At 60.4% G+C, this 22,589-nt stretch carries 21 protein-coding genes; 3 read left to right on the top strand and 18 right to left on the bottom strand.

Annotated features, from left to right (window positions below):
• Nucleotides 1-10: 10 nt before the first annotated feature.
• The 10 genes from ABDW57_RS01090 to ABDW57_RS01045 all read right to left on the bottom strand — a co-directional run bounded on the left by ABDW57_RS01090 (nt 11) and on the right by ABDW57_RS01045 (nt 10,879).
• Nucleotides 11-880: a TauD/TfdA family dioxygenase gene (locus ABDW57_RS01090; protein WP_343728360.1), complete on the bottom strand. Its 870-nt coding sequence runs from the start codon at nt 878-880 to the stop codon at nt 11-13.
• An 89-nt stretch (nt 881-969) separates the two neighbouring features.
• Entirely contained in the window at nt 970-1,641 is a 672-nt protein-coding gene (gene can, locus ABDW57_RS01085; protein WP_343728359.1) for a carbonate dehydratase, read from the bottom strand.
• Nucleotides 1,642-1,730: 89 nt separating this feature from the next.
• Entirely contained in the window at nt 1,731-2,852 is a 1,122-nt protein-coding gene (gene dnaJ / locus ABDW57_RS01080) for a molecular chaperone DnaJ (protein ID WP_343728358.1), read from the bottom strand.
• 106 nt (nt 2,853-2,958) lie between these two features.
• Nucleotides 2,959-4,899, bottom strand: a complete 1,941-nt coding sequence (dnaK, locus tag ABDW57_RS01075; RefSeq protein ID WP_343728357.1) for a molecular chaperone DnaK — start codon at nt 4,897-4,899, stop codon at nt 2,959-2,961.
• A 75-nt stretch (nt 4,900-4,974) separates the two neighbouring features.
• Nucleotides 4,975-5,532 (bottom strand): nucleotide exchange factor GrpE, encoded by a 558-nt coding sequence (grpE, locus tag ABDW57_RS01070; RefSeq protein ID WP_343728356.1) that lies wholly within the window; start codon nt 5,530-5,532, stop codon nt 4,975-4,977.
• 212 nt (nt 5,533-5,744) lie between these two features.
• Complete coding sequence (hemH, locus tag ABDW57_RS01065) at nt 5,745-6,854, bottom strand: ferrochelatase (RefSeq protein ID WP_343728355.1); 1,110 nt, start codon at nt 6,852-6,854, stop codon at nt 5,745-5,747.
• Nucleotides 6,855-6,887: 33 nt separating this feature from the next.
• Nucleotides 6,888-7,103 carry a hypothetical protein gene (locus ABDW57_RS01060; protein ID WP_343728354.1) on the bottom strand — a complete coding sequence of 72 codons (216 nt, stop codon included), beginning with the start codon at nt 7,101-7,103 and terminating at the stop codon, nt 6,888-6,890.
• A gap of 68 nt (nt 7,104-7,171) precedes the next feature.
• The gene (gene recN / locus ABDW57_RS01055) at nt 7,172-8,824 is read right to left on the bottom strand and encodes a DNA repair protein RecN (RefSeq protein WP_343728353.1); all 1,653 of its coding nucleotides are present in this window, start codon (nt 8,822-8,824) and stop codon (nt 7,172-7,174) included.
• A gap of 18 nt (nt 8,825-8,842) precedes the next feature.
• On the bottom strand, nt 8,843-9,751 hold the full coding sequence (locus ABDW57_RS01050; protein ID WP_343728352.1) for an NAD kinase: 909 nt from the start codon (nt 9,749-9,751) through the stop codon (nt 8,843-8,845).
• A 63-nt stretch (nt 9,752-9,814) separates the two neighbouring features.
• The gene (locus ABDW57_RS01045) at nt 9,815-10,879 is read right to left on the bottom strand and encodes a DUF3667 domain-containing protein (RefSeq protein WP_343728351.1); all 1,065 of its coding nucleotides are present in this window, start codon (nt 10,877-10,879) and stop codon (nt 9,815-9,817) included.
• A gap of 135 nt (nt 10,880-11,014) precedes the next feature.
• On the opposite strand from ABDW57_RS01045, the gene ABDW57_RS01040 reads away from it, so the two are divergent.
• From ABDW57_RS01040 to gloA, 3 genes are read left to right on the top strand one after another with little or no spacing between them, the layout of a single operon-like run.
• Nucleotides 11,015-11,257, top strand: coding sequence for a hypothetical protein (locus ABDW57_RS01040; protein ID WP_343728350.1), 243 nt, complete (start codon nt 11,015-11,017; stop codon nt 11,255-11,257).
• An 11-nt stretch (nt 11,258-11,268) separates the two neighbouring features.
• Nucleotides 11,269-12,585 carry a sorbosone dehydrogenase family protein gene (locus ABDW57_RS01035; protein WP_343728349.1) on the top strand — a complete coding sequence of 439 codons (1,317 nt, stop codon included), beginning with the start codon at nt 11,269-11,271 and terminating at the stop codon, nt 12,583-12,585.
• A 40-nt stretch (nt 12,586-12,625) separates the two neighbouring features.
• Nucleotides 12,626-13,033 carry a lactoylglutathione lyase gene (gene gloA, locus ABDW57_RS01030; RefSeq protein ID WP_343728348.1) on the top strand — a complete coding sequence of 136 codons (408 nt, stop codon included), beginning with the start codon at nt 12,626-12,628 and terminating at the stop codon, nt 13,031-13,033.
• Here gloA and ABDW57_RS01025 read toward each other — a convergent pair whose 3' ends face one another.
• The 8 genes from ABDW57_RS01025 to ABDW57_RS00990 all read right to left on the bottom strand — a co-directional run bounded on the left by ABDW57_RS01025 (nt 13,034) and on the right by ABDW57_RS00990 (nt 22,348).
• Entirely contained in the window at nt 13,034-13,927 is an 894-nt protein-coding gene (locus tag ABDW57_RS01025; protein ID WP_343728347.1) for an SDR family oxidoreductase, read from the bottom strand.
• Nucleotides 13,928-13,939: 12 nt separating this feature from the next.
• A complete protein-coding gene (locus ABDW57_RS01020) occupies nt 13,940-14,674 on the bottom strand; it encodes an SDR family oxidoreductase (protein ID WP_343728346.1) in 735 nt (244 codons plus the stop codon).
• Nucleotides 14,675-14,887: 213 nt separating this feature from the next.
• Complete coding sequence (locus ABDW57_RS01015) at nt 14,888-16,213, bottom strand: TolC family outer membrane protein (protein WP_343728345.1); 1,326 nt, start codon at nt 16,211-16,213, stop codon at nt 14,888-14,890.
• A gap of 86 nt (nt 16,214-16,299) precedes the next feature.
• Complete coding sequence (locus ABDW57_RS01010; RefSeq protein ID WP_343728344.1) at nt 16,300-16,623, bottom strand: rhodanese-like domain-containing protein; 324 nt, start codon at nt 16,621-16,623, stop codon at nt 16,300-16,302.
• Nucleotides 16,624-16,638: 15 nt separating this feature from the next.
• A complete protein-coding gene (locus tag ABDW57_RS01005; protein WP_343728343.1) occupies nt 16,639-17,292 on the bottom strand; it encodes a protein-L-isoaspartate O-methyltransferase in 654 nt (217 codons plus the stop codon).
• 169 nt (nt 17,293-17,461) lie between these two features.
• Entirely contained in the window at nt 17,462-18,106 is a 645-nt protein-coding gene (locus tag ABDW57_RS01000; RefSeq protein ID WP_343728342.1) for a TetR/AcrR family transcriptional regulator, read from the bottom strand.
• 250 nt (nt 18,107-18,356) lie between these two features.
• On the bottom strand, nt 18,357-20,198 hold the full coding sequence (locus ABDW57_RS00995; RefSeq protein ID WP_343728341.1) for a UvrD-helicase domain-containing protein: 1,842 nt from the start codon (nt 20,196-20,198) through the stop codon (nt 18,357-18,359).
• 20 nt (nt 20,199-20,218) lie between these two features.
• Complete coding sequence (locus ABDW57_RS00990) at nt 20,219-22,348, bottom strand: ATP-dependent endonuclease (RefSeq protein ID WP_343728340.1); 2,130 nt, start codon at nt 22,346-22,348, stop codon at nt 20,219-20,221.
• Nucleotides 22,349-22,589 lie beyond the last annotated feature (241 nt).

The following is a 22,589-nucleotide window of genomic DNA, read 5'->3' as shown; positions in this document are numbered from 1 at the left end:
CCTCATTGGATTAGAAAGGCACATCGCCTTCGATGGTGGTGCGGTACAGCTTGCGGCGCAAATGCTCAGGCGTGCCGCCGGCAAGATGCATCAGCGAGCGGTTATCCCAGAACACCAGATCATGCGGCGCCCAGCGATGGCGATACACATGCTCCGGCTTGACGCTGTGCGCGAACAACTCGGCCAGCAGCGCGCGGCTCTCGTCGTCGGGAATGCCGTCAATGCGGGTGGTGAAATGCTCACTGACGAACAAGGCCTCGCGCCCCGTCTCCGGATGCCTGCGCACCACCGGATGCAGCACCGGCTTGACCTCATCGATCTGCGCCTGCGTCAGCGCCGGGCGGAACGGACTGCGGCGGCGCAGCTCTTCATACTGCGCCAGATAGCTGTGCTCAGCACGCGCGCCGTGCACCGCGTGGCGCAGCGCGGCCGGCAGCGTGTCGTAAGCCAGATGCATATTGGCGAACAGCGTATCGCCGCCCTCCAGCGGCAACTCCTGCGCATGCAGCATCGAGCCGAGGCTGGGCTTGTCCTTGTACGAGAGGTCCGAGTGCCAGAAATGGCCGGCATCGCCCAGGCCGAGCGGCTTGCCGTTCTCGATGATATTCGAAATGATCAGCACCTCCGGATGGGAAGGCAGCTGGAAATTGCGCAGCACATGGATCTGCAGCGGCCCGAAGCGGCGGCTGAAATCGACCTGCTGTTGGGGCGTGATGCGCTGATCGCGGAACACCAGCAGATGGTGATCCAGATGCGCCTTATGAATGCGTTGAAAGTCCCGCTGCGGCAGCGGGCGGTTCAGATCCAGCCCGACAATCTCCGCGCCCAGCGGCGCATCGAACAGCTCAACCTGAAAAGAATCCTGAAGGACGGCAGCCATGACACACTCTCTTGTAAAGATGTGCCATCCAGTCTATGCCGCCGTCCTTCGTGAGAAAACGAATCTAATCCGATATCGTTATGCGGAATTTATGCAGCTTCGTACTTCGCCAAGCGCTGCTGCACGACCGGGGCCAGTTGGTCCAGCGCGCTGACGGCGATGCCCATGTCTTGCAGCTTGCCGTCGTTGATGCCATAGACCCAGCCATGCACGGTCAGTTCCTGGCCGCGGTCCCAGGCGTCGCGCACGATGGTGGTTTGCACCACGTTGTTCACTTGCTCGACCACGTTCAGTTCCACCAGGCGCTCCGAGCGCTTCTGTTCGTTGACCACGGCGCCCAGGTAGCGCTCGTGCTTCTGGTTCACGTCATACACGTGGCGCAGCCAGTTGTCGACCAGGCCGACGCGGGTGCCGGTCATGGCCGCGTGCACGCCTTTGCAGCCGTAGTGGCCGACTACGATCACGTGCTTGACCTTCAGCACTTCCACCGCAAACTGCAGCACCGACAGGCAGTTCAGGTCGGAGTGCACCACCACGTTGGCGATGTTGCGGTGGACGAAGACGTCGCCCGGCGCCAGGCCCAGCAGCTCGTTTGCCGGCACCCGGCTGTCCGAGCAACCGATCCACAGGTATTCCGGCGCCGCTTGCGTGGCCAGGCGGTTGAAGAAGTCCGGGTCGCGCTCGATTTCCGATGCGGCCCATTTGCGGTTGTTCTCCAGCAGGTGACGCAGGGGGGATGTGCTGTTCTTCAGGCTTTCCATGATGCTCCTCTCGTACATAAGAAGACCGCCGGTCTGCTCACAACGCAGCGCGGCGGTCTGGATATTACCGATTCAACGTGACGGGTGAATTACTCAAAAAAATCCTTCACCTTGTCGCGCCAGGTTTTCGTCTGTGGGCTGTGCTTGGCGCCACCTTCGGTGGTCGACTTCTCGAACTCGCGCAGCAGTTCTTTCTGCTTCTCGGTCAGCTTGACCGGCGTCTCGACCGCCACATGGCAGAACAAGTCGCCGGCAAAGCCGGAACGCACGCCCTTGATGCCCTTGCCTTTCAGGCGGAAGGTCTTGCCCGACTGGGTGCCTTCCGGGATTGTAAACGCTACTTTACCAGACAACGTCGGCACCTCGATTTCGCCGCCCAGGGCCGCCTTGGCAAACGAGATCGGCATTTCGCAGTGCAGATCGTCGCCTTCGCGCTGGAACACCGGATGCGGCTTGATGTGGATTTCCACGTACAAGTCGCCCGACGGCCCGCCATTGGTGCCCGGCTCGCCGTTGCCGGACGAGCGGATGCGCATGCCGTTGTCGATGCCGACCGGGATTTTCACTTCCAGCGTCTTGTTGCGCTTGATGCGGCCCTGGCCCGAGCAGGCGGCGCACGGTTCCGGAATGATCTTGCCGGTGCCGTGGCATTTCGGGCAAGTCTGCTGGATGCTGAAGAAGCCCTGCTGCATGCGCACCTGGCCGTGGCCGGCGCAGGTCGAGCACGTCACCGGCGAGGTGCCCGGCTTGGCGCCGGAACCGTGGCAGGTGTCGCACTTGTCCCACGACGGCACGCGGATGGTGGTGTCGAAGCCGTGCGCGGCCTGCTCCAGCGTGATCTCCAGGTTGTAGCGCAGGTCGGCGCCGCGGTACACCTGCGGCCCCTGGCTGCGGCCGCGGCCGCCACCGAAGATGTCGCCAAAGATGTCGCCAAACGCGTCGCCGAAACCGCCGCCGCCAAAGCCGCCGCCGCCGCCCATGTTCGGATCGACGCCGGCGTGACCATAGCGGTCATACGCCTCGCGCTTTTCCGGATTGGTCAGCATCTCGTAGGCTTCTTTGACTTCCTTGAATTTCTCTTCCGCGTCCTTGCTGTCCGGATTGCGGTCCGGATGGTACTTCATAGCCAGTTTGCGATAGGCCTTCTTGATCTCGTCCTCGGATGCGCCCTTTGCAACACCGAGTACCTCGTAGAAATCACGCTTTGCCATGTTGTCGTAACCTTGCTTATATTCTGTACTGATTTATGCGAAAAAGCCGAGCCGGCGGCGTTGCCACACGACTCGGCTGGCCACACCCGCTTGCGCGGGATGGCGATTACTTGCTGTCTTTGACTTCCTTGAAGTCGGCGTCGACCACGTCGTCCTGCTGCTTGGCCTGCTCAGCACCGGCGCCTGGGGCTGCGCCTTCGGCGCCGCCAGCGGCCTGCTGGGCTTGCATGTCAGCGTACATCTTCTCGCCCAGCTTCTGCGAAGCGGTCGACAGCGCGGCCACCTTGGCGTCGATCTCGGCCTTGTCGCCCGATTTGACCGAGGCTTCCAGGTCGTTGATCGCCGCTTCGATCTTCTCTTTCTCGCCGGCTTCCAGCTTGTCGCCGTATTCGGTCAGCGACTTGCGGGTCGAGTGCACCAGCGCGTCGGCCTGGTTGCGCGACTCGGCCAGTTCCTTCACTTTCTTGTCTTCTTCGGCGTTGACTTCAGCGTCTTTCACCATTTTCTGGATTTCCGCTTCGGTCAGGCCGGAGTTGGCCTTGATCGTGATCTTGTTCTCTTTGCCGGTGGCCTTGTCTTTCGCGCCGACGTGCAGAATGCCGTTGGCGTCGATGTCGAAGGTCACTTCGATCTGCGGGGTGCCGCGTGCTGCTGGCGGGATGCCTTCCAGATTGAATTCACCCAGGCTCTTGTTACCGGCCGCGATTTCACGCTCGCCCTGGTAGACCTTGATGGTCACCGCAGGCTGGTTGTCATCGGCGGTCGAGAACACTTGCGAGAACTTGGTCGGGATCGTGGTGTTCTTGTGAATCATCTTGGTCATCACGCCGCCCAGGGTTTCGATACCCAGCGACAGCGGGGTCACGTCCAGCAGCAGCAGGTCTTTGCGCTCGCCCGACAGCACCGAACCCTGAATTGCGGCACCCACGGCCACCGCTTCGTCCGGGTTCACGTCCTTGCGTGGATCCTTGCCGAAGAACTCTTTCACTTTCTCCTGCACCTTCGGCATACGGGTCATGCCGCCGACCAGGATGATGTCGTCGATGTCCGATACCTTGATGCCGGCGTCCTTGATGGCGGTGCGGCAAGGCTCGATGGTGGCGTTGATCAGCTCTTCCACCAGCGATTCCAGCTTGGCGCGGGTGATCTTCAGGGTCAGGTGGACCGGCGCGCCGTTCGCCATGGCGATGTACGGCTCGTTGATTTCAGTCTGGGCCGACGACGACAGTTCGATCTTGGCGCGCTCGGCCGAAGCCTTGATACGCTGCAGGGCGATCGGGTCTTTTTTCAGATCCAGGCCGTTGACCTTCTTGAACTCTTCGATGATGTAGTCGATCACGCGCTGGTCGAAGTCTTCGCCGCCCAGGAAGGTGTCGCCGTTGGTCGACAGCACTTCAAACTGCTTCTCGCCGTCCACGTCCGCGATTTCAATGATCGATACGTCAAAGGTACCGCCGCCCAGGTCGTACACGGCGATCTTGCGGTCGCCCTTTTCCGACTTGTCCAGGCCGAAGGCCAGTGCCGCTGCGGTTGGTTCGTTGATGATGCGCTTGACGTCCAGACCGGCGATGCGGCCGGCGTCCTTGGTAGCTTGACGCTGCGAGTCGTTGAAGTACGCCGGCACGGTGATGACGGCCTCGGTGACTTCTTCACCCAGGTAGTCTTCCGCGGTTTTCTTCATCTTGCGCAGCACTTCGGCCGAGATTTGCGGCGGCGCCAGTTTCTTGTCGCGCACGCTGATCCAGGCGTCGCCGTTGTCGGCCTTGGTGATGGCGTAAGGCATCAGACCGATGTCCTTCTGCACTTCCTTCTCGTCGAACTTACGACCGATCAGGCGCTTCACCGCGAACAGGGTGTTTTTTGGGTTGGTCACAGCCTGGCGTTTTGCCGGCGCGCCGACCAGGATTTCACCATCGTCTTGATAAGCAATGATGGATGGCGTCGTGCGCGCGCCTTCGGCGTTCTCGATTACCTTAGGCTGACCGTTTTCCATGACGGAAACGCACGAGTTGGTGGTTCCCAAATCGATACCGATAATACGACCCATGATTTTTTTCCTTATTTGCTAAAGTTCAGATGGTACTAATATGTGGAAAAACTCTATTGTTTCAAGAGCTTAAAATTACTTTGCTTGCGCTGCGGTAACGATGGCCGGACGCAGCAGGCGGTCGGCGATCATGTAACCTTTTTGCAGCACAGTCACGACGGTGTTGGCTTCCTGCTCGGCCGGCACCACGGCCACGGCCTGGTGCTTGTTCGGGTCCAGTTTTTCGCCCTGGGCCGGTTCGATGGCGATCAGGCGGTTACGCTCGAAGGCGGAGGACAGCTGTTTCAGCGTCATTTCCACGCCTTCCTTCAGCGATTCGACGGTAGGCGCGTCCACTTTCAGGGCCATTTCCAGGCTGTCCTTGACCGGCACCATGGCTTCGGCAAAGCTTTCGACAGCGAATTTATGGGCCTTGGCCACGTCTTCCTGGGCGCGGCGGCGGATGTTTTCGCCGTCGGCTTTGGCGCGCATGAAGGCGTCGTGCATTTCAGCCAGCTTGGCTTCGGTAGCGGCCAGCTGTTCTTCCAGCGACGGCTGGCCAGCGGCTTGTTCCGGGGTCGATGGTGGGGCCGACGCAGCGGCTTCAGCCGCCTCTGGATTAGGTGGTACGGCTTGGTTTTCCTGATCTTGCATCTAAAGACTCCTACAATCGTATTTGTTTGACATTACTTTTGTTACCGCTGTGGCAGCAAATGGGGCAATAACCTACGATTTCAAGGGTTTATTTGCCTGCCATTTCGACAACGTTAAGCTTGCATCAGGCGGCTATTTTAACAGGCTGGCACTCGTCACCCGCAAGTGCTGATTATCGGGTGACGGGGTGACGGGGGCGGGGTTGTTGCTTTTCAGTCGGCGGCCCCAAGCGCCAGGGCCTTGTCGCGGCCGGCCTCGGCCTCTTTGCGCAGCGCCTCGCGTTGCGACGGTGCCAGCTGGGTCGGCCAGCCAATGATGTGCTGTTCGGCAATCTCGGCCAGCGCGGCGATCCAGGCCGGGGTTTCGTTCAGGCAGGGGATATAGTGGTAGTCGGTACCGCCGTTGGCCTCGAAATCGTGCCGCACTTCCATATTGATTTCTTCCAGCGTTTCCAGGCAATCGCTGATGAAGCCGGGGCAGATCACGTCCAGCCGGCGCACGCCGTCGCGCGCCAGCTGGGCCACGGTGGGCGCGGTGTACGGCTGCAGCCACTCGGCCTTGCCGAAGCGCGACTGGAAGGTGACCACGTACTGCTCCGGCGTCAGCTTGAGGGCGGCGGCCAGCAGGCGCGCGGTTTTCAGGCATTCGCAGTGGTAGGGGTCGCCCAGCATCAGGGTGCGCTTGGGCACGCCGTGGAAGCTCATCACCAGTTTTTCCGGCTTGCCGTGCTGTTCCCAGTGATTAAGCACGGCGTCGCGCAGGGCGCGGATATAGCCCTCATGGTCGTGGTAGTTGCGCACGAAGCGCAGCTCGGGAATGTTGCGCACGCTGCCGTAGTGCTGGAACACGGCGTCGCAGATGGAGCCGGTGGTGGTGCCGGAGTATTGCGGGTAGGCCGGCAGCAGCAGGATGCGGTCGGCGCCGTCGGCCTTCAGCTTGCCAAGCACTTCCGGCAGCGACGGCGAGCCATAGCGCATGGCCATGGCGACGATCAGCTCTTCATGGCCGCGTTCGCCCAGCGCGGCGCGCAGGCCGAGCGCCTGGGCATCGGTATGGGTGCGCAGCGGCGAGCCTTCGCTGGTCCAGATGGTGGCGTATTTTTTGGCCGACTGGCCGGAGCGGAACGGCAGGATGATCAGGTTGAGGATGAACCACCAGATCGCGCGCGGTATCTCGACCACACGCGGGTCGGACAGGAATTGCTTGAGATAGCGGCGCACCGCGGAACGGGTCGGCGCGTCCGGCGTGCCGAGATTAACCAGGACGATGGCGCTGCGGCCGACGCTGCCGTGCTTGTGGGGAGGTTCTTTTTGGAAGGTCATGAATGGCTGAAGGTTGAACCGTAAGCCCTTATCTTAATGTATAAGCTTTGCGACCGCGACTGCTACGCCACCCATGACGGTGGTAATCGCGAAAGCGGTCGCAATCATCCACTTGATCAGCCTTGCTTCAAGAGCGAACAAATCCGCTTTGGTCGCCATCTCCTCAAGCCGCGTCTCAATGCGCGTCAGGCGCTGCTTGGTTTCGTCAGCAAAAAATTCCAGTCTTTCGAATCTTTGCTCGGTTTCCATGATCGCCCTCCATTGTCAAGGCCAATGATCAATCTTAGCGCGTTTATCCGCGCTTGAACTGAGCGATATCAGGAAGCGAGCAGTTCGCGGGCGTGCTTGCGGGTGGTGGCGGTGATTTCCAGCCCGCCCAGCATGCGGGCGATTTCTTCCACCCGCGACTTGGCGTCCAGCACGTCGATGCGCGAGGCCGTCTTGCCATTGTCCAGCGTGCCCTTGGCCACCTGGAAGTGCTGGCTGGCCTGGCTGGCCACCTGCGGCAAGTGCGTCACGCACAGCACCTGGCGCTCCTGCCCCAGCCGGCGCAGCAAGCGCCCCACCACTTCCGCCACGCCGCCGCCGATGCCGCTGTCCACTTCATCGAAGATCAGGGTCGGCACCGTAGTGGCGTCGGAGGTGATGACCGAAATCGCCAGCGAAATGCGCGCCAGTTCGCCGCCCGAGGCCACCTTGGCCAGCGGCCGCGCCGCCACGCCGGCATGACCGGCCACCAGGAATTCCACCTGCTCGACGCCATACGCGGCCGGCTCGCAGGCATGCAGCGCGACCTCGAAACGGCCGCCGGTCATGTTCAGTTCCTGCATCGCCTTGGTGACCGCCTCGCCCAGCTGCCGCGCGGCGCGCGCGCGGGTGGCGCTCAGTTTGGACGCCTCGGCCAGGTAGGCCGACTTCAGCTTCTCTTCCTGCTTGCGCAAGCCTTCCAGATCGGTGGCGTCGGCCAGCTGCGACAGCCGCGTGGCCAGCCTGGCGTGTTCCTGCGGCAGCTCGTCTTCCGGCACGCGGAACTTGCGCGCCGCCGAATGGATGGCGTCCATGCGCGCCTCGACGCTGCGCAGGCGCGCCGGATCGAGGTCCACGCGGTCCAGATAATCATTGAGCGCATACACCGCCTCCTGCAGCTGGATGCGCGCCGGCTCGATCAGGTCCACGATCGGCTGCAGGCCGCTGTCGATATCGGCCAGCTTGCCCAGCTTCTGGTTCAGCGACGACAGCTGCGACAAGATCGGATGGTCTTCCGCTTCGGAGATCGCCGCCAGCGCTTCCTGCGCACCTTCCATCAAACTGGCCGCGTGCGACAGGCGGCTTTGTTCATTGCTGACCTCCGCCCATTCGCCCGGCTTGACCGCCAGCTTTTCCAGTTCATTGACCTGCCACTCCAGGCGCTCGCGTTCATACAGCACGTTGGCGGCGTTGGTCTCGAATTCCTCCAGCTGCTTCGCCAGCGCGCGCCATGCCTTGTAGGCCGCGGCCACCGCGCGCGCTTCGCCGGCGGCGCCGGCCTGGCCGTCCAGCAGGTCGCGCTGGGCCTCGGTCTTCATCAGCGACTGGTGCGCGTGCTGGCCGTGGATGTCGACCAGCAGGTCGCCCAGCTCGCGCAGTTGCGCGGCGGTGGCGGCGATGCCGTTGATGTAAGCCTTGCTGCGGCCGGCGTTGTCGATCACGCGGCGCAGCAGCGCCCCATCTTCTTCCACCGCGAATTCATGCGCCACCAGCCACTCGCGCGCCTGGGCGCTGAGCGCGAAATCGGCCGTGATGTCAGCCTTGGCGGCGCCCTCGCGCACCACGCTGGCGTCGCCGCGGCCGCCCAGCGCCAGCGTCAGCGCATCGATCAGGATCGATTTGCCGGCGCCGGTCTCGCCGGTGAACACGGTGAAGCCGGCGGAGAACTCCAGTTCGATCGACTCGACGATAACAAAATCACGGATGGACAGGGTACGCAGCATGGAGGCCAATAAAGGTGATTAAGCGAGCTTGCCCTCACCGGACGGGTATTCGTTCCAGTGCAGCTTTTCGCGCAGAGTGTTGTAGTAGCTCCAGCCGTCCGGATGCAGGAAGGTGATCGCATGCGGCGAGCGCTGGATCACGATGCGGTCCTGCGACTGCAGGCTGGCAAAGGTTTGCATGTCGAAGTTGACGCTGATGTCGCGCCCGCGCACGATCTCCACCACGATCTCGCTCGATTCCGGCAGCACGATCGGGCGGTTGGACAGCGCGTGCGGCGCGATCGGCACCATCACGATGCCGCCCAGCGACGGGTGCAGCAGCGGTCCGCCGGCCGACAGCGCGTAGGCGGTGGAGCCGGTCGGGGTCGAGATGATCAGGCCATCCGAACGCTGGTTGTACATGAACTGGCCGTCCACATCGACGCGCAGCTCGGCCATGCCGGCGCCGGCGCCGCGCGACACCACCACGTCGTTGACCGCCATGCCGACGTGGATGCTGGCGTCGCCGCGCATCACGCGGCCTTCCAGCAGGGTGCGGCGCTCGGCCTTGTAGCTGCCGCTCAGGATGCGGCCCAGCGCATCGTGCATGCCTTCCAGCGGGATGTCGGTCATGAAGCCGAGCCGGCCCTGGTTGATGCCGATCAGCGGCACATTGAACGGCGCCAGCTGGCGGGCGATGCCCAGCATGGTGCCGTCGCCGCCCATGACGATGGCGGCGTCGCATTCGGCGCCGATGCCGGCCGCGCTCAGCACGCGCGCATCGTCCAGCTGCACGCCCAGGTGGGCGGCGGTGGCTTCTTCAAACACCACCTCATAGCCGCGCTGCTGCAGGAAATCGACCACGCTGCCCACCGATTCGGCAATGCCGTCGGTATTCGGGCGCACGACCAGTGCGATAGTGTGGAAAACAGCGTGCGTGGTGGTCATAAAAATCTCGGCTTCAGGCTAGGCGCGCCGTCACTGTACATTTAAACAGTGTCTGGCGCAAGTTTAATGGCCGACCGACAGGATGCCCATGCCAGCCGACACCATCACCGCAAACAATAGCGCGATCATATAGGCCAGCATCAGCGCTGACCAGCGCGCAAAAGTACCAAGGCGGCTGCTGTGGTACACGCGCCGCATGGCCCATGGCAGGTAGCCGATCAGCCAGCACCACAGCGCGAACTGCAGCAGCGGGAAGTGCGCCAGCAGGATCACGCAGAACATCAGGAAGGCAAAGGCATTGGTGTGCAGCGCAAACAGCATGTGTTCGCCGAAACGGCGCCCCGAGCCCAGGTACAGCACCTTGAGGAACAGCGCAAACACCGGCATCAGGCAGAAGATGGCGTACGGCGCGTAATGGCTCATGCCGTTCTTGAACACCTTGACCTGCTCTTCCGGCGGCAACTGGTTGAGCGCATGCCACTGGCGGCGCAGCAGCGGCCAGTCACTCAGCTTGCCGTCAATGTATTCTTCGTTGATGTTGACGTTGACGTCCTTGTCATCGTCCTTGGGAGCGGCGTCGGCCGCGGCCTGGGCCTTGGCGGCGCGCATTTCCGACCGGGCGTCTTCAGCCGCCATGTCGCTCATCATCTCGGCCACGGCCTCCTTGGCGGCTGAGTGGCTGGCCGCATCTTCCGGCGTGGCCGGCTTGCCGATGCGCGCGCGCTCGGCGGCCACGGTATCGGCCAGCACGCGCGCCGGCGCCACCGCCTTGGCGGCGGTGGTCTGGCCTTCGACCTTGGCCTCGACGTGGCTGCTGCCGTCGCTGGTGAATTTGAACAGGGCAAAGAACAGCACGCTGAAGGTCAGGTACATGCGCAGCGGCTGCACATAGCGCACGCGGCGGCCGCGGATGTATTCATTGGTCAGCTCGCCCGGCTTGAGGATCAGCAACCGCAGCGAGCTCCACAGCTTGCCCTCCAGCGCCACGTAGTGGCCGATGAATTCATGCAGGAACTCGCGCGTGCTGGCGTGGTGCAGCACCGCTTCCTGGCCGCAGTTGGAACAGAAGTGGCCGCTCAGCGGCGTTTCGCAGTTGGCGCAATTGTCCAGCTTGGCGGCAGTGCTCATGCAGAAAATCCCGGGGAAGAAAAACGTGGTCTAAATGATAAACGACTTCCTTCAAAAATTGTCGGAATTCAATGTGGCGACTGACACAAAACCAACTCGCTAAGATGGTTCTCATCAACCCTGATGGAGGCTGCCATGTTGAAGCAACAACACATCAATACCGACGCCAAGGTCAAGGATGACGGCGTCAAGCGCATGCCGCACGAGCGCGACGAAGCGCCGGACGGCAATGGCGCCAAACCGCGCAGCATCATCCGCCAGGCCGCGGCCGATATCGAGAGCGGCATGGTCGACACCGACCTGCACAACCAGCGCGGCGTGCAGAAACCGCGTAGCGATGCCGAGGCGCAGCCGCAACCGCACGTCAAGCGCGACTGAAAGGAGTGTCCATGCGTCATCCCCTTGCCTTCCTGCTGATGGTGGCCGCGCCCGCGCTGGCCCAGGCCCAGGCCTATCCCCCCGGCTTCGGCCCCAACCCCAGCCTGCCGGCCCCCGACAAGCAGCTGATCCCCACCGTGAACATTGCCCCGGTCGAGCGCTGGAGCGGGCAGCAGCAGCCACTGGCGCCGGCCGGCTTCCGGGTGAGCGCCTATGCGCGCGGGCTGGACCATCCACGCTGGGTCTACACGCTGCCCAACGGCGACGTGCTGGTGGCGGAAACCAATGCCCCGCCCAAGCCGGAGGATAGCAAGGGCGTCAAGGGCATGGTGATGAAGGCGGTACAAAAGAAAGCCGGCGCGGTAACCGAATCGGCCAACCGCATCACCCTGCTGCGCGGGGTGGACGCCAACGGCGCGGCGCAAACCCGCACGGTCTTCCTCAAGGGCCTGAACTCGCCGTTCGGCATGGCGCTGGTGGGCCAGTACCTGTACGTGGCCGACACTGACGCGGTGCTGCGCTTCCCCTACCAGGAAGGCGCCACCAGCATCAGCGCGCCCGGCACCAAGGTGATGGACCTGCCGGCCGGTCCGCGCAATCACCACTGGACCAAGAACATCATCGCCAGCCCGGACGGCAAGTATTTGTACGCGACGGTGGGCTCGAACAGCAATGTGGCGGAAAACGGCATGGAAGAAGAACTGGGCCGGGCCGCCATCTGGCAGCTGGACCTGGCCAGCGGCAAATCGCGCCTGTACGCCACCGGCCTGCGCAACCCCAACGGCATGGGCTGGGAGCCGCAAGGCAAAACCTTGTGGACCGCCGTCAACGAGCGCGACGAACTGGGCAACGAGCTGGTGCCCGATTACATGACCTCGGTGAAGGATGGCGGTTTCTACGGCTGGCCCTACAGCTACTACGGCCAGCATGTGGACAGCCGCGTCAAGCCGCCGCAGCCGGCCATGGTGGCCAAGGCCATCGCGCCCGACTATGCGCTGGGCGCGCACACCGCCTCGCTGGGGCTGGCCTTTTACGAAGGCAAGCTGTTCCCGCAGGCTTACCAGGGCGGCGTGTTCATCGGCCAGCACGGTTCCTGGAACCGCAAGCCGCACAGCGGCTACAAGGTGGTGTTTGTGCCGTTCAGCGGCGGCAAGCCGTCCGGGCCGCCGCAGGATTTCCTGACCGGCTTCCTCAACGGCGAAGGCAAGGCGCAGGGGCGGCCGGTGGGCGTGGCGGTGGATGGCCAGGGCGCGCTGCTGGTGGCGGACGACGTCGGCAACGTGGTGTGGCGGGTAGCGCCGGCCACAGCGCAATCGGCCAGCCGCTGATAAAATCCTTGTTTGGTTTTCACACAAACAAGGATTTACCATGCGCATCCTGCACACCATGCTGCGAGTTGGCGACTTGCAGCGCTCCATCGATTTCTACACCAAGGTGCTTGGCATGAAGCTGCTGCGCACCAGCGACAACCCGGAATACCAGTACACGCTGGCCTTCCTCGGCTACGGCTCAAACCCGGAGCACGCCGAGCTGGAGCTGACCTATAACTACGGCACCACCAGCTACGACATGGGCACGGCCTACGGCCACATCGCCATCTCGGCCGAGGATATTTACGCCACCGCCGCGGCCGTGAAGGCCAACGGCGGCAACGTGACCCGCGAACCGGGTCCGGTCAAGGGCGGCACCACCGTGATCGCCTTTGTGACCGATCCCGACGGCTACAAGATTGAACTGATCGAACGCAGCTTCGACGGTCAGGGCGCCGGCCTGTAATCAGGGCTGGCTGGGTTTGAGCAGATCGGCAATGCCGATGCGTTCGGCAAACTCCACGCGCACCCGCTCGGCCACCTCGGTCACCGCCGTCACGCCATCGTCGACAAAGTCGGTGATGGAGCGGAATGGCCGCGTGCCGTGCGGCAGGCTGACGATGCGGGCGATGTCAGCCGCCACCGCCGCCGGATCGGCCTCCGGCGGCATCAGCTCGGTCAGGCGCGCACCGACCTGGTCCATGAGGCCATCGTACACCGCGTAGGCGGCGCTGGTGGCGGCGTCGGCCGGCTTGCCGGCGTTGGCGAAATGGTCGGTCCCGGCGGTAAAGGCGCCCGGCACCACGATCGAGGTCTCGATATTGAAGCGCGCCAGTTCATACGCCATGGTCACCGCGATCGAATCCATGGCCGCCTTGGCCGCCGCATACGGGCCGAGGAAAGGCGGGAAGCCGCCGCGCGTGGTCGAGCTGCTGACCCACAATACCAAACCCTGTTTCTGCGCCCGCATCACCGGCAGCACCGCCTTGTTGACGCGCTGGGTGCCGAGGAAATTGGTGTCAAACACCTTGCTGATTTCCTCCGGGGTGTAAGCTTCGGTGGGGCCGATCACCAGATGGCCGGCGTTATGCACCACCACATCCAGCCGGCCGCGCTCGGCCATGATGCTGGCCACCGCCGCGTCGGCCGAGGCCTGCGACAGCACATCCAGTTCCACCGCGCGCACATCGGCGCCGTTGGCGAAGGCCCAGTCGCGCAGCTCGCGCACCTTGGCGGCGTTGCGGCCGTGGATGTCGCGCATCGAGGCGTACACCGTGTGGCCGGCCAGCGCCAGCGCTTTCGCGGACAGGTGGCCAATGCCGGTGCCGGCGCCCGTAACCAGAACAATAGCGTTGCTCATGATGTCGTCTCCTTACACCATGCCGCCATTGGCGCGCAGGGTCTGGCCGTTGATCCAGCCGCCGTCGGCGCCGGCCAGGAAGGCCACCGCGTTGGCGATGTCTTCCGGCAGGCCGAGGCGCTCCAGCGGCGGCATCTTGGCCAGCCGCTCGATCAGTTCCGGCGTTTTACCGTCGAGGAACAGGGCGGTGGCGGTGGGACCGGGCGCGACCGCGTTGACGGTGATGTTCTTGCCGCGCAATTCCTTGGCCAGGATGGTGGTCATGGCTTCGATGCCGGCCTTGGTGGCCACGTAGGCCGAGTAGCCGGGCAGCAGCGTGCCGACCAGGCTGGACGAGAAGTTGATGATGCGGCCGCCCTGCTCCAGCTTGCCGGCGGCTTCGCGCATGGTGTTGAAGCTGCCCTTGAGGTTGACGGCCACCAGGCGGTCAAACGTCTCGTCGTCGGTGGCGGCCAGGTGCGGCAGTTGCGGCGGCATGATACCGGCGTTGTTGACCAGCACGTCCACGCGGCCGAGCTGGGCGACGGTCTGGTCGAACAGGCGGCGCACGTCGGCGCTGCTGGCCACGTCGGCCTGGATGGCAATGGCCTGGCCGCCGTCGGCGTGGATGGCGGTCACGACCTTGTCAGCCTCGGCCACGTTTCCGGCGTAGTTGACCACCACGGCAAAGCCGTCCTTGGCCAGGCGTTGGGCGATGGCGGCGCCGATGCCGCGCGATGCGCCGGTGATGATAGCGACTTGTTTCATGATCTAGCTCCTTCATTGTTGGTTGCGATGGAGCTAGTATCCGCCTGTGCGTAGATGGAATAAATTCATGAAAATTGCGATGACTATGCAATTTTCACTAATAATTAGCGTAAACGTCGTTCCGGCGAAGGCCGGAACCCATAGAACGCAAGCGCCTTGGCAACGCACGCTTTCCATGGGTTCCGGCTTTCGCCGGAACGACGATAACGGGGATTAGTGCGCCAGCAGCGCGTTGATCGGCGCCAGGTCCGACTCTTTCAGCGAGCCGGCCGCCGATTTCAGGCGCAGGCCGTTCATGATGGTGTCGTAACGGGCTTTCGACAGGTCTTTCTGAGTCGAGTACAGCAGCTTTTGCGCATTCAGCACATCGATATTGATACGCACGCCGACCTGGTAGCCCAGCTTGTTCGAATCCAGCGAAGACTTGCTCGACACTTCCGCCGCTTCCAGCGCCTTGACCTGGGCCAGGCCGCTGGTCATGCCGAGGAAGGCCTGGCGCGCGGTCTGGGCAGCGGCACGTTTGGTGGCTTCCAGGTCGTTGCGGGCCTTGTCTTCCAGGGCGATGGTTTCGCGCACCTTGCTGGTGATGGCAAAACCGTTGAAGATCGGGATGTTCCAGCTGACGCCGATGGCATTGTTGTTGACGGTGCTGCCGCTGGCGCCGGTCTGGCGCTGGTGCGAGGTGCTGGCGATCAGGTTGGCGGTCGGCAGGTGGTTGGCGCGGTTGCGCGAGATTTCGCGCTTGGCGATCTCCACGTTCAGGCCGGCGGCCACCACCGAATAGTTCTGCGTTTCCGCCGAGCTGACCCACGGCTCCACCGCGGCCGGCGACGGCGGTGCGATGGTCACGCCGGGGCGCAGCGGCGCCAGCTCGCCGGTGGTCTGGCCGACGATAACCTGCAGCGCGGTGCGTTTGTTGTCCAGGTCGTTGATGGCGGCAAATTCCTGCGCCACCACCAGGTCGTAGGCTGCCTGCGCCTCGTGGGTGTCGGTGATGGTCTGGGTGCCGACCTCGAAGTTGCGCTTGGCCGAGGCCAGCTGCTCGGTGGTGGCCACTTTCTGCGCCTGGGTCGCGGTCAGGTTGTCCTGCGCGGTCAGCACGTCAAAGTAAGCTTGCGCCACGCGCACGATCAGGTCTTGCTGGGCCTGCGAGAAGGTGGCTTCGGCGGTGGCCTGGGCCAGCTTGCTCTGCTGGTAGGTTTCCCACGCGCCCCAGTTGAACAGCGGCTGCGACAGCGAGACGGTGTAGGTGTTGGCGTGATACTCGGTATCGTTCTTGACCAGGTTACCGGTCAGGAACTCGGCCGAGGTGGCGTCGCCGGTGTTGCGGGTATTGCTGCCGCTGGCCGCGATGGTCGGCAGCAGGCCCGAGCGCCCCTGGGTGATGCGTTCCTGGCCGGCGGCAAGCGAAGAGCGGGCGCTGGCGTAGGTCGCGTCATTGGCCAGTGCTTGCTGGTACACCTGGAGCAGGTCGGCCGCCTGTGCGTTGAGCGTCAAGAAGGCGCTGGTGATCAGCACGGCGATAAGGGGTCTCTGCATTGCAATCTCCGTTGGAGTCATCAAAAAGTTGAACAAATCAAAAACACTGCTACCTGATCGCCGCGCCGGCCGACAGCGCGGGCCGCTTAATACTTGGCCATCGTGCCGTCGACTTGCAGCGCCCAGGCGTGGATCCCGCCGGTCAGGTTGATCATCTTGCTGAAGCCGTTACGCTCCAGGAAGGCAGCCACCTGCATACTGCGCGCACCGTGATGGCAGATGCAGACAATTGCTGCATCCTCATCGAGGTCGTCGATGCGCGCCGGTATGGTATTCATCGGGATCTGGACCGAGCCGTCAATGCGGCAGGTCTCGAATTCCCAGTTTTCACGCACGTCCAGCAACATCGGGTTGGGACGCGCGTCGTCTGCCAGCCAGTCGGCCAGCTCCAGCGCAGTAATCTGCTGCATGGCTGCCCTTCCCGCTTAAAACTTGAACTGCGACGGCGCCACCGCCGAGGCCAGCGGCTTGACGTTGGTCTCGAACAGGGTGCGGGTGTCGTAGCCGGCTTCGCCGGTGCGGGTGATCAGCTGCGCTTTCATCGCCGGCGCCTGGCCAATGATGACCGCCAGACGGCCGCCCACCTTCAGTTGTTGCAACATCGCTTCCGGCAGCACTGGCAGCGAACCGGACACCACGATCACATCAAACGGGGCGCCGTTGGACCAGCCTTGCGCGCCATTGCCCAGCTCGACCGTCACATTGGTGACGCCGTTGGCGGCCAGATTCTGTTCCGCCAGCGCCTTCAGTTCCGGCGACACTTCCACCGCCGTCACCTTCTGCGCCTTGTGGCCCAGCAGCGCGGCCAGGTAGCCGGTGCCGGCGCCGATCAGCAGCACCGATTCGTGCTTCTTCAGGGCCAGGTCTTGCAGCAGGCGGGCTTCGATCTTCGGCGCCAGCATCGCTTCGCCGCCCGGCAACGGGATTTCAATGTCGGCAAAGGCCAGCGCCTTGTGCGCGGCCGGCACGAAGTTTTCACGTTTGACAACGTGCAGCAACTCCAGCACCTCGGCGTCCAGGACGTCCCAAGGACGGATTTGCTGTTCGATCATGTTGAAGCGGGCTTGTTCGATATTCATCTTATGACTCAGGTCGGGATTAAATAATCCGTCATTTTATCGTTGAACTGGCATCGAGGCACATATTAACGATTCGACGGCGGGTTCGCGGGAAATTGCGACAGTCTGCAGTTTAAAGGGGGTGAACCTGCGAAAAAGGCAAGCTGGATGGAAAAATACCGGGCGGCGCTCACGGCTTGGGCGCCTCCAGGCCAACCAGCGTGGTGCTGATAAAGGTGTCCAGGAACACGTGCGGATCGACCGGCGGCATCTCGCAGGCCGGCATGAAGGAGCGGGTCCACATCATCAGCATCATCACTGGGGCGATCAGCACCTGGGTCATGACGGCCGGGTCGACCGGGCGGAACTCGCCGCTGCTGATGCCGCGCTGCAGCACGCCGGTGATCAGGGCGCTGCCGCGCGCCACCACTTCTTCATTGTGGAACTTCACCAGTTCCGGGAAATTGTGGCCTTCGGCCAGCATCAGCTTGGTGACGCCGGCGATCGGGGTGGCGCAGATCTGGTCCCACCAGCGCATCAGCAGGGCGCGCAGCAACTCGCTGCTGGAGCCTTCGAACACCGCCGCATCCTGCTCGGCCTGACCGATGGTGGCCACGATGCTTTCGCGCACCACAGCCTTGAACAGTTCTTCTTTGTTGGTGAAATATAAATACAGGGTTCCCTTGGATACGCCGGCGTGTTTGGCCACGTCTTCCAGGCGGGTGGCGGCATAGCCGCGCTCCACGAATTGCTCCAGCGCCGCCGCCAGCAACTCCTGCGGCCGCGCATCCTTGCGCCGCTCCCAGCGTGGCTTGGTATCTTGAGGGGCTTGCATGGGTGTAGGTGAAAGTAACTTACTTGTGAGTCATTAATATAATCGCAGGGCGGGATAGCGTCAAGCGAGCGCTCGTTGGACGACACATCCGCTTGCGCTGGCGACACATCGACTTGCGCCATAAGGCCCTCCGCGCATTCGCGTGCATGTGCTCGCGTTAACGAGACCTAAAAAGGCAGTCTCTTAGGCCAGTCCGGTGCGCAGCTTACTTCGCCGGTTGCGAAGAGCATTGAGTGAGCAGTAGGTGCCTTCAAGCAATTTCAATTTGACCCTCAGTAAACAACTCTTTCTTCAGTAGCTCCTGTTTCGCAGCCGTTGCGTTAGGAGAGAACATCACAATCCGTAGATCTTTTTCTGCTCTCGAAAAGCAAACGTACGCGAGATTTGTGGTCAAGCGGCGCTGCCGATCTGTTGGCTCGCCCCCGGCACTCTCCGGAGTTAACGTCTTAACGAAGCTGTAGTTATTCCAAGCGGAGCCAACATCGTCAAATACAACCAGGACGCTCTCATACTCCTCCCCCTTAACACCATGCTGGGTACTGAATTCGGTGTTGTCATCGATAAAGTCACAATAATGGGAAATCTCCTTTAAACCCATCGTAAAGAATTCGTCCGCCAGCCACTCACCTTTTTCCGATGCATGCTTCTCTTCATCATAGGGTTCACCACGGCGTTCGCGATCTAGATTCTCTGTGAGACGCTTTGAGACAGGGTAGAGCTCATTCTCTCGGCAGTATCTGAGAATATCGCCAGTGGTCTTGCTCTTCCACATTTCATCCAAAGTGGTCGTAATTGCCTCGATTCTTTTCCGCATTTCTCTGAGCGGAAGATTGGAGTTCTTACCCTTCGGGTCGAAAGCCGGGCTGTTTTGGCGCAGCAGATCTATCGTGGCTCTGCTGTTTTTTGAGTTGTGAGCTTTTATCAGAGGATTGAGGCAAGCAATAAAGGGCTTGAGAAGATAGTGCTCGCCATTTTCGTAATCGTCTTGCGCGCGCGTTGATGAGTAATCCCCGGTAAACAGCTCATGTAGGGCCGAGAAACCTAGTCTCTTTGCAATCATCTGCCTGACGAGGTACAGGTGTTTGGCTTTCTTCCGGTCTTTCCAGCCCCAGCTTGCCAGCGCGTCGTCTAGCTTTTGAGACACGCTATCCATTTGTTCTGTCGTATAACGCCCCCGAGGTGCACCTGGCTTTTCGGTCTGAATGAGTCTGATGATGACACTTCCCTTAATTTCAGCGTTCTTGCCAGCCGGGAATTGCTGGATGTCCTTGCGAAATGCGTTGAGAAGATCGATTACCTCAGTAGAGCATCGAAAATTCTCCTCCTTCGGAATGCGAACCGAATCTTGGGGCCCTTTAAAATCCCCTGCTCTCTTGTCATAAATCTGTTGTAGCGGGTCCCCAAAGTATCCGATGATCGGCAATCCGACACCTTGGCAGAGTGTGTTCAACGCCGCGACTACGTTCTCTTGAGTGTCCTGTGCCTCATCCACAAATATGTAGGGATATTTCTGCCCCATTATTCGTTGCAATTGAGGGCTTATCGTAAGCATTTGCGCAGCAATATCAATTACGTCGGCGTGACCGATTTCGCCTTGAAGATAGTTGCTGAAGTTTGAATCGTTATACGTAAATGCTGGTACGGCGTGCAATCCCTCTAAATCACGCTGAAGTGCCTCGACTTTTGCGCGCGCATTTAGTGCCTTTTTGCTTTTCCCACCATCATCGTCTTCCTTCGCTTTCGCGATGCGGTCTGGTATCACTTTTTCTTGGAGTGCCTTGCGTATGCTAGGTATGTAACGCTTCACCTCCCCCCAAAGAAAGCCATGCAATGTGCTGACGATAAAAAGGTCATCCCATCCGAGTCGGGACGATATGACCGCGACCGCGCGTTTCGTATAAGTGACGCAAACGATTTGTTGCCCGTCACGCCGAAGTTGTTTTCCGTGTTGCTTACGGATGAAGTCTAGTGCAGAAATCAGCGAAGTCGTCTTCCCCGATCCGGCACCGGCAATTACATAAAAACTCGTCCGCTTATCAATGCACTCTCGAATCTGCTCGTCTGCCTTCGTCGGCTTAAGTGTGGTGTTCATTCCGCGTCCTCATTGATGATCTACTGAGCTTCAGCGTTCGCAATTGGAGACAGTCGCTCCTCAAGCCACCGCAGCCCTGCTTCGATGTAAGCTGGCGTATTCCATTTGATTTGAGAGGACGCTAGTGCCAGCGCGAAATCTGCCTTCTTGAAATTCTGATCGCGAACCTCGCCGTAAATCTTGTCCATAAGCTCATCGCACGTCATTGCTGCCGTTAGGTCTAGCCCGATATCGACCTTCTGCTCACCTTCAAAAATTTCCAAATTCTCGTAGATGAACGTCTCCTCAAGAGTGCGGCCGTGCATTTCGTCCTCGCCCACTTTGACCGGCTTTTGAAACGTCACAAAGCACTGTCCAGATTGGACTAAACATTCTTCCGTCGTGAGCGCCACAAGCTCGTCGCGAGTGCTCTTCGACAAAAGAAACTTGAGGGCGGCATTTGAGGTTCGCGCCCCAGCCTTATCAGCGCGGCAAGCCTTCCTAGCGTCAGCGGCATCGACGGTGTCAATGTCAGTGATTACAAGGAACGGAATTCCCAAGAAACCGAGCAGGCTTGAGAGCTTATGCGCGTACGCCCCACCAACTTCTAAGATCGTTATGTAGCGATTTAGAAGACGCGCTGCACTTTGGTCGATCATCTGGGGAAGCAGCAATTTTTCAACCGTACCCTCAACAAGAATGGCAGCATCTGCGAAGAACATGTCGCAGTGAGTAAGCTTCAAGTATTTTCTCAGGAAATCGATAGTAGCTTGTTGCTGCCCCTTTTTCAGCTCAGCAAGCAGCTTTTCCTTTTCTGGCTCGTCTAAGAGCTCTTCTTGCGCGGTAAGCGCCCTTACTGGCTCTGGTGTGGGCCTGAAATCGTGGAGATTCAACACTGATGTGGCACTTGGGCTCGCAGCCCCGTTTCCAGCTTGAGACTTAAGTGGAACTCGACGGAAGTATCGAATTTTTTCAAACGCTACAGCGTCAACAATATGTGAGGAGTGTGTTGAGATAGCGAGTTGAGGGGTCACTGCACCCACTCCAAGTTCTTTTGCGGTCTCGCTCAAGATTTTTGAAATGTTCGCTATGAATACCTGCTGAACTTGCGCGTGAAGATGAACCTCGGGTTCCTCGATAAAGATGAGCTGGCAAAGTTCACGCCCGCTCTCTGTCGCCAGCCACTGCGCATGGTAATGGTTTAGCTGAATCGCTATATAGATGAGATTCTTAAACCCAAGGCCATTGTATGCCTCCGGTAGTTCGTGCTTTAGAACCTGATCCACATAAAACAACTCGGTGTTTCCCTGCAACGCATCCTGAGCACTCATCGATGAAACCAAGCGCAACGCTCTATCATGCGCCGAAGGAACACCGAGTTTAGAAATTACACTGAGCAAAGGTTTGAAGTGCGTGTCGTAATGTGCAGTTAGTCGCGAATTGTTTTCATCAATAACTTTGTTGGCCGCCTCGTTTTCAGACGGCTTCTCCAGATTACTCTTGTAATATGCCGAGAATGCTGCGGAAAGACGGTTGAAACGCCCACTGTCCTGATCATGTATGTTCCGCTGGGCATCAATGAAATCGACTCTAATCAGCGAATTGAGCGTTCGCTTCCCCTCCTTTGCTTCAATCTCCGTTTCCTTTACTCCGTCCTCTTCAATCGAGAGAGCATAGTATCTGACTGTAAAGTAGCGCGAGAGCCTCGGCACTTGTTGTAAGAATTTTGCTAGGCTTTTCTGGCGTTTGCCATCCAGCGCTGGGACACTCGTGGTGTACTCATCACGTAATAGTTGACCGTCCTGAACACAATAACGTAGGCGTATTCCAACTTTGTCAAAGTCGTTTGACACGTCGGGCAACAACGAAAAGACTCTGCCGAATTCAACATCAGGATTGATAGACAGCCAGATATCCATTTCAATTGCTGGCAGGCTATCCGGCATCATCGTCGCATCGTCACCATATCGATCAAATTTACCTATGCAAGCGACCGTAAAATCGTTGATTGTGAATTCGCTGCCCCGTTCGAAGAACAAACGAAATGCTGATACGGCCGATGTTTTCCCGCTGTTGTTGGGCCCGACGAAGACGGTGTGATCATCCTCAAGGCTGAACTGGACGTCCTCTAAGCGCCGAAAATTACGAAGCGATACTTGTGAAACTTTCATGGAAATTTCCTTTGTAGTCGAGTTAGTTCCCGCGCCAGCCATATTCAAGCGCCACATCGAAAACATTACACTAATGCAACAGAGAGATTGTCATTCTTTGTCACAAACAAGACGAGACAGCTCGGTCAGAAGGTGCGCCAAAGAGATATCAATTAGATGAAGAAAATCCAAATTCCGGTCAAAAACGACAAAAGCTGAAACGACAAAAAACTAACAAAAACAAGCACTTGTGCAACATTTA

It is taken from the genome of Duganella sp., from assembly GCF_039595735.1.
Lineage (GTDB): Bacteria > Pseudomonadota > Gammaproteobacteria > Burkholderiales > Burkholderiaceae_D > Rugamonas.
This window is presented reverse-complemented; position numbering and strand designations above follow the sequence as displayed.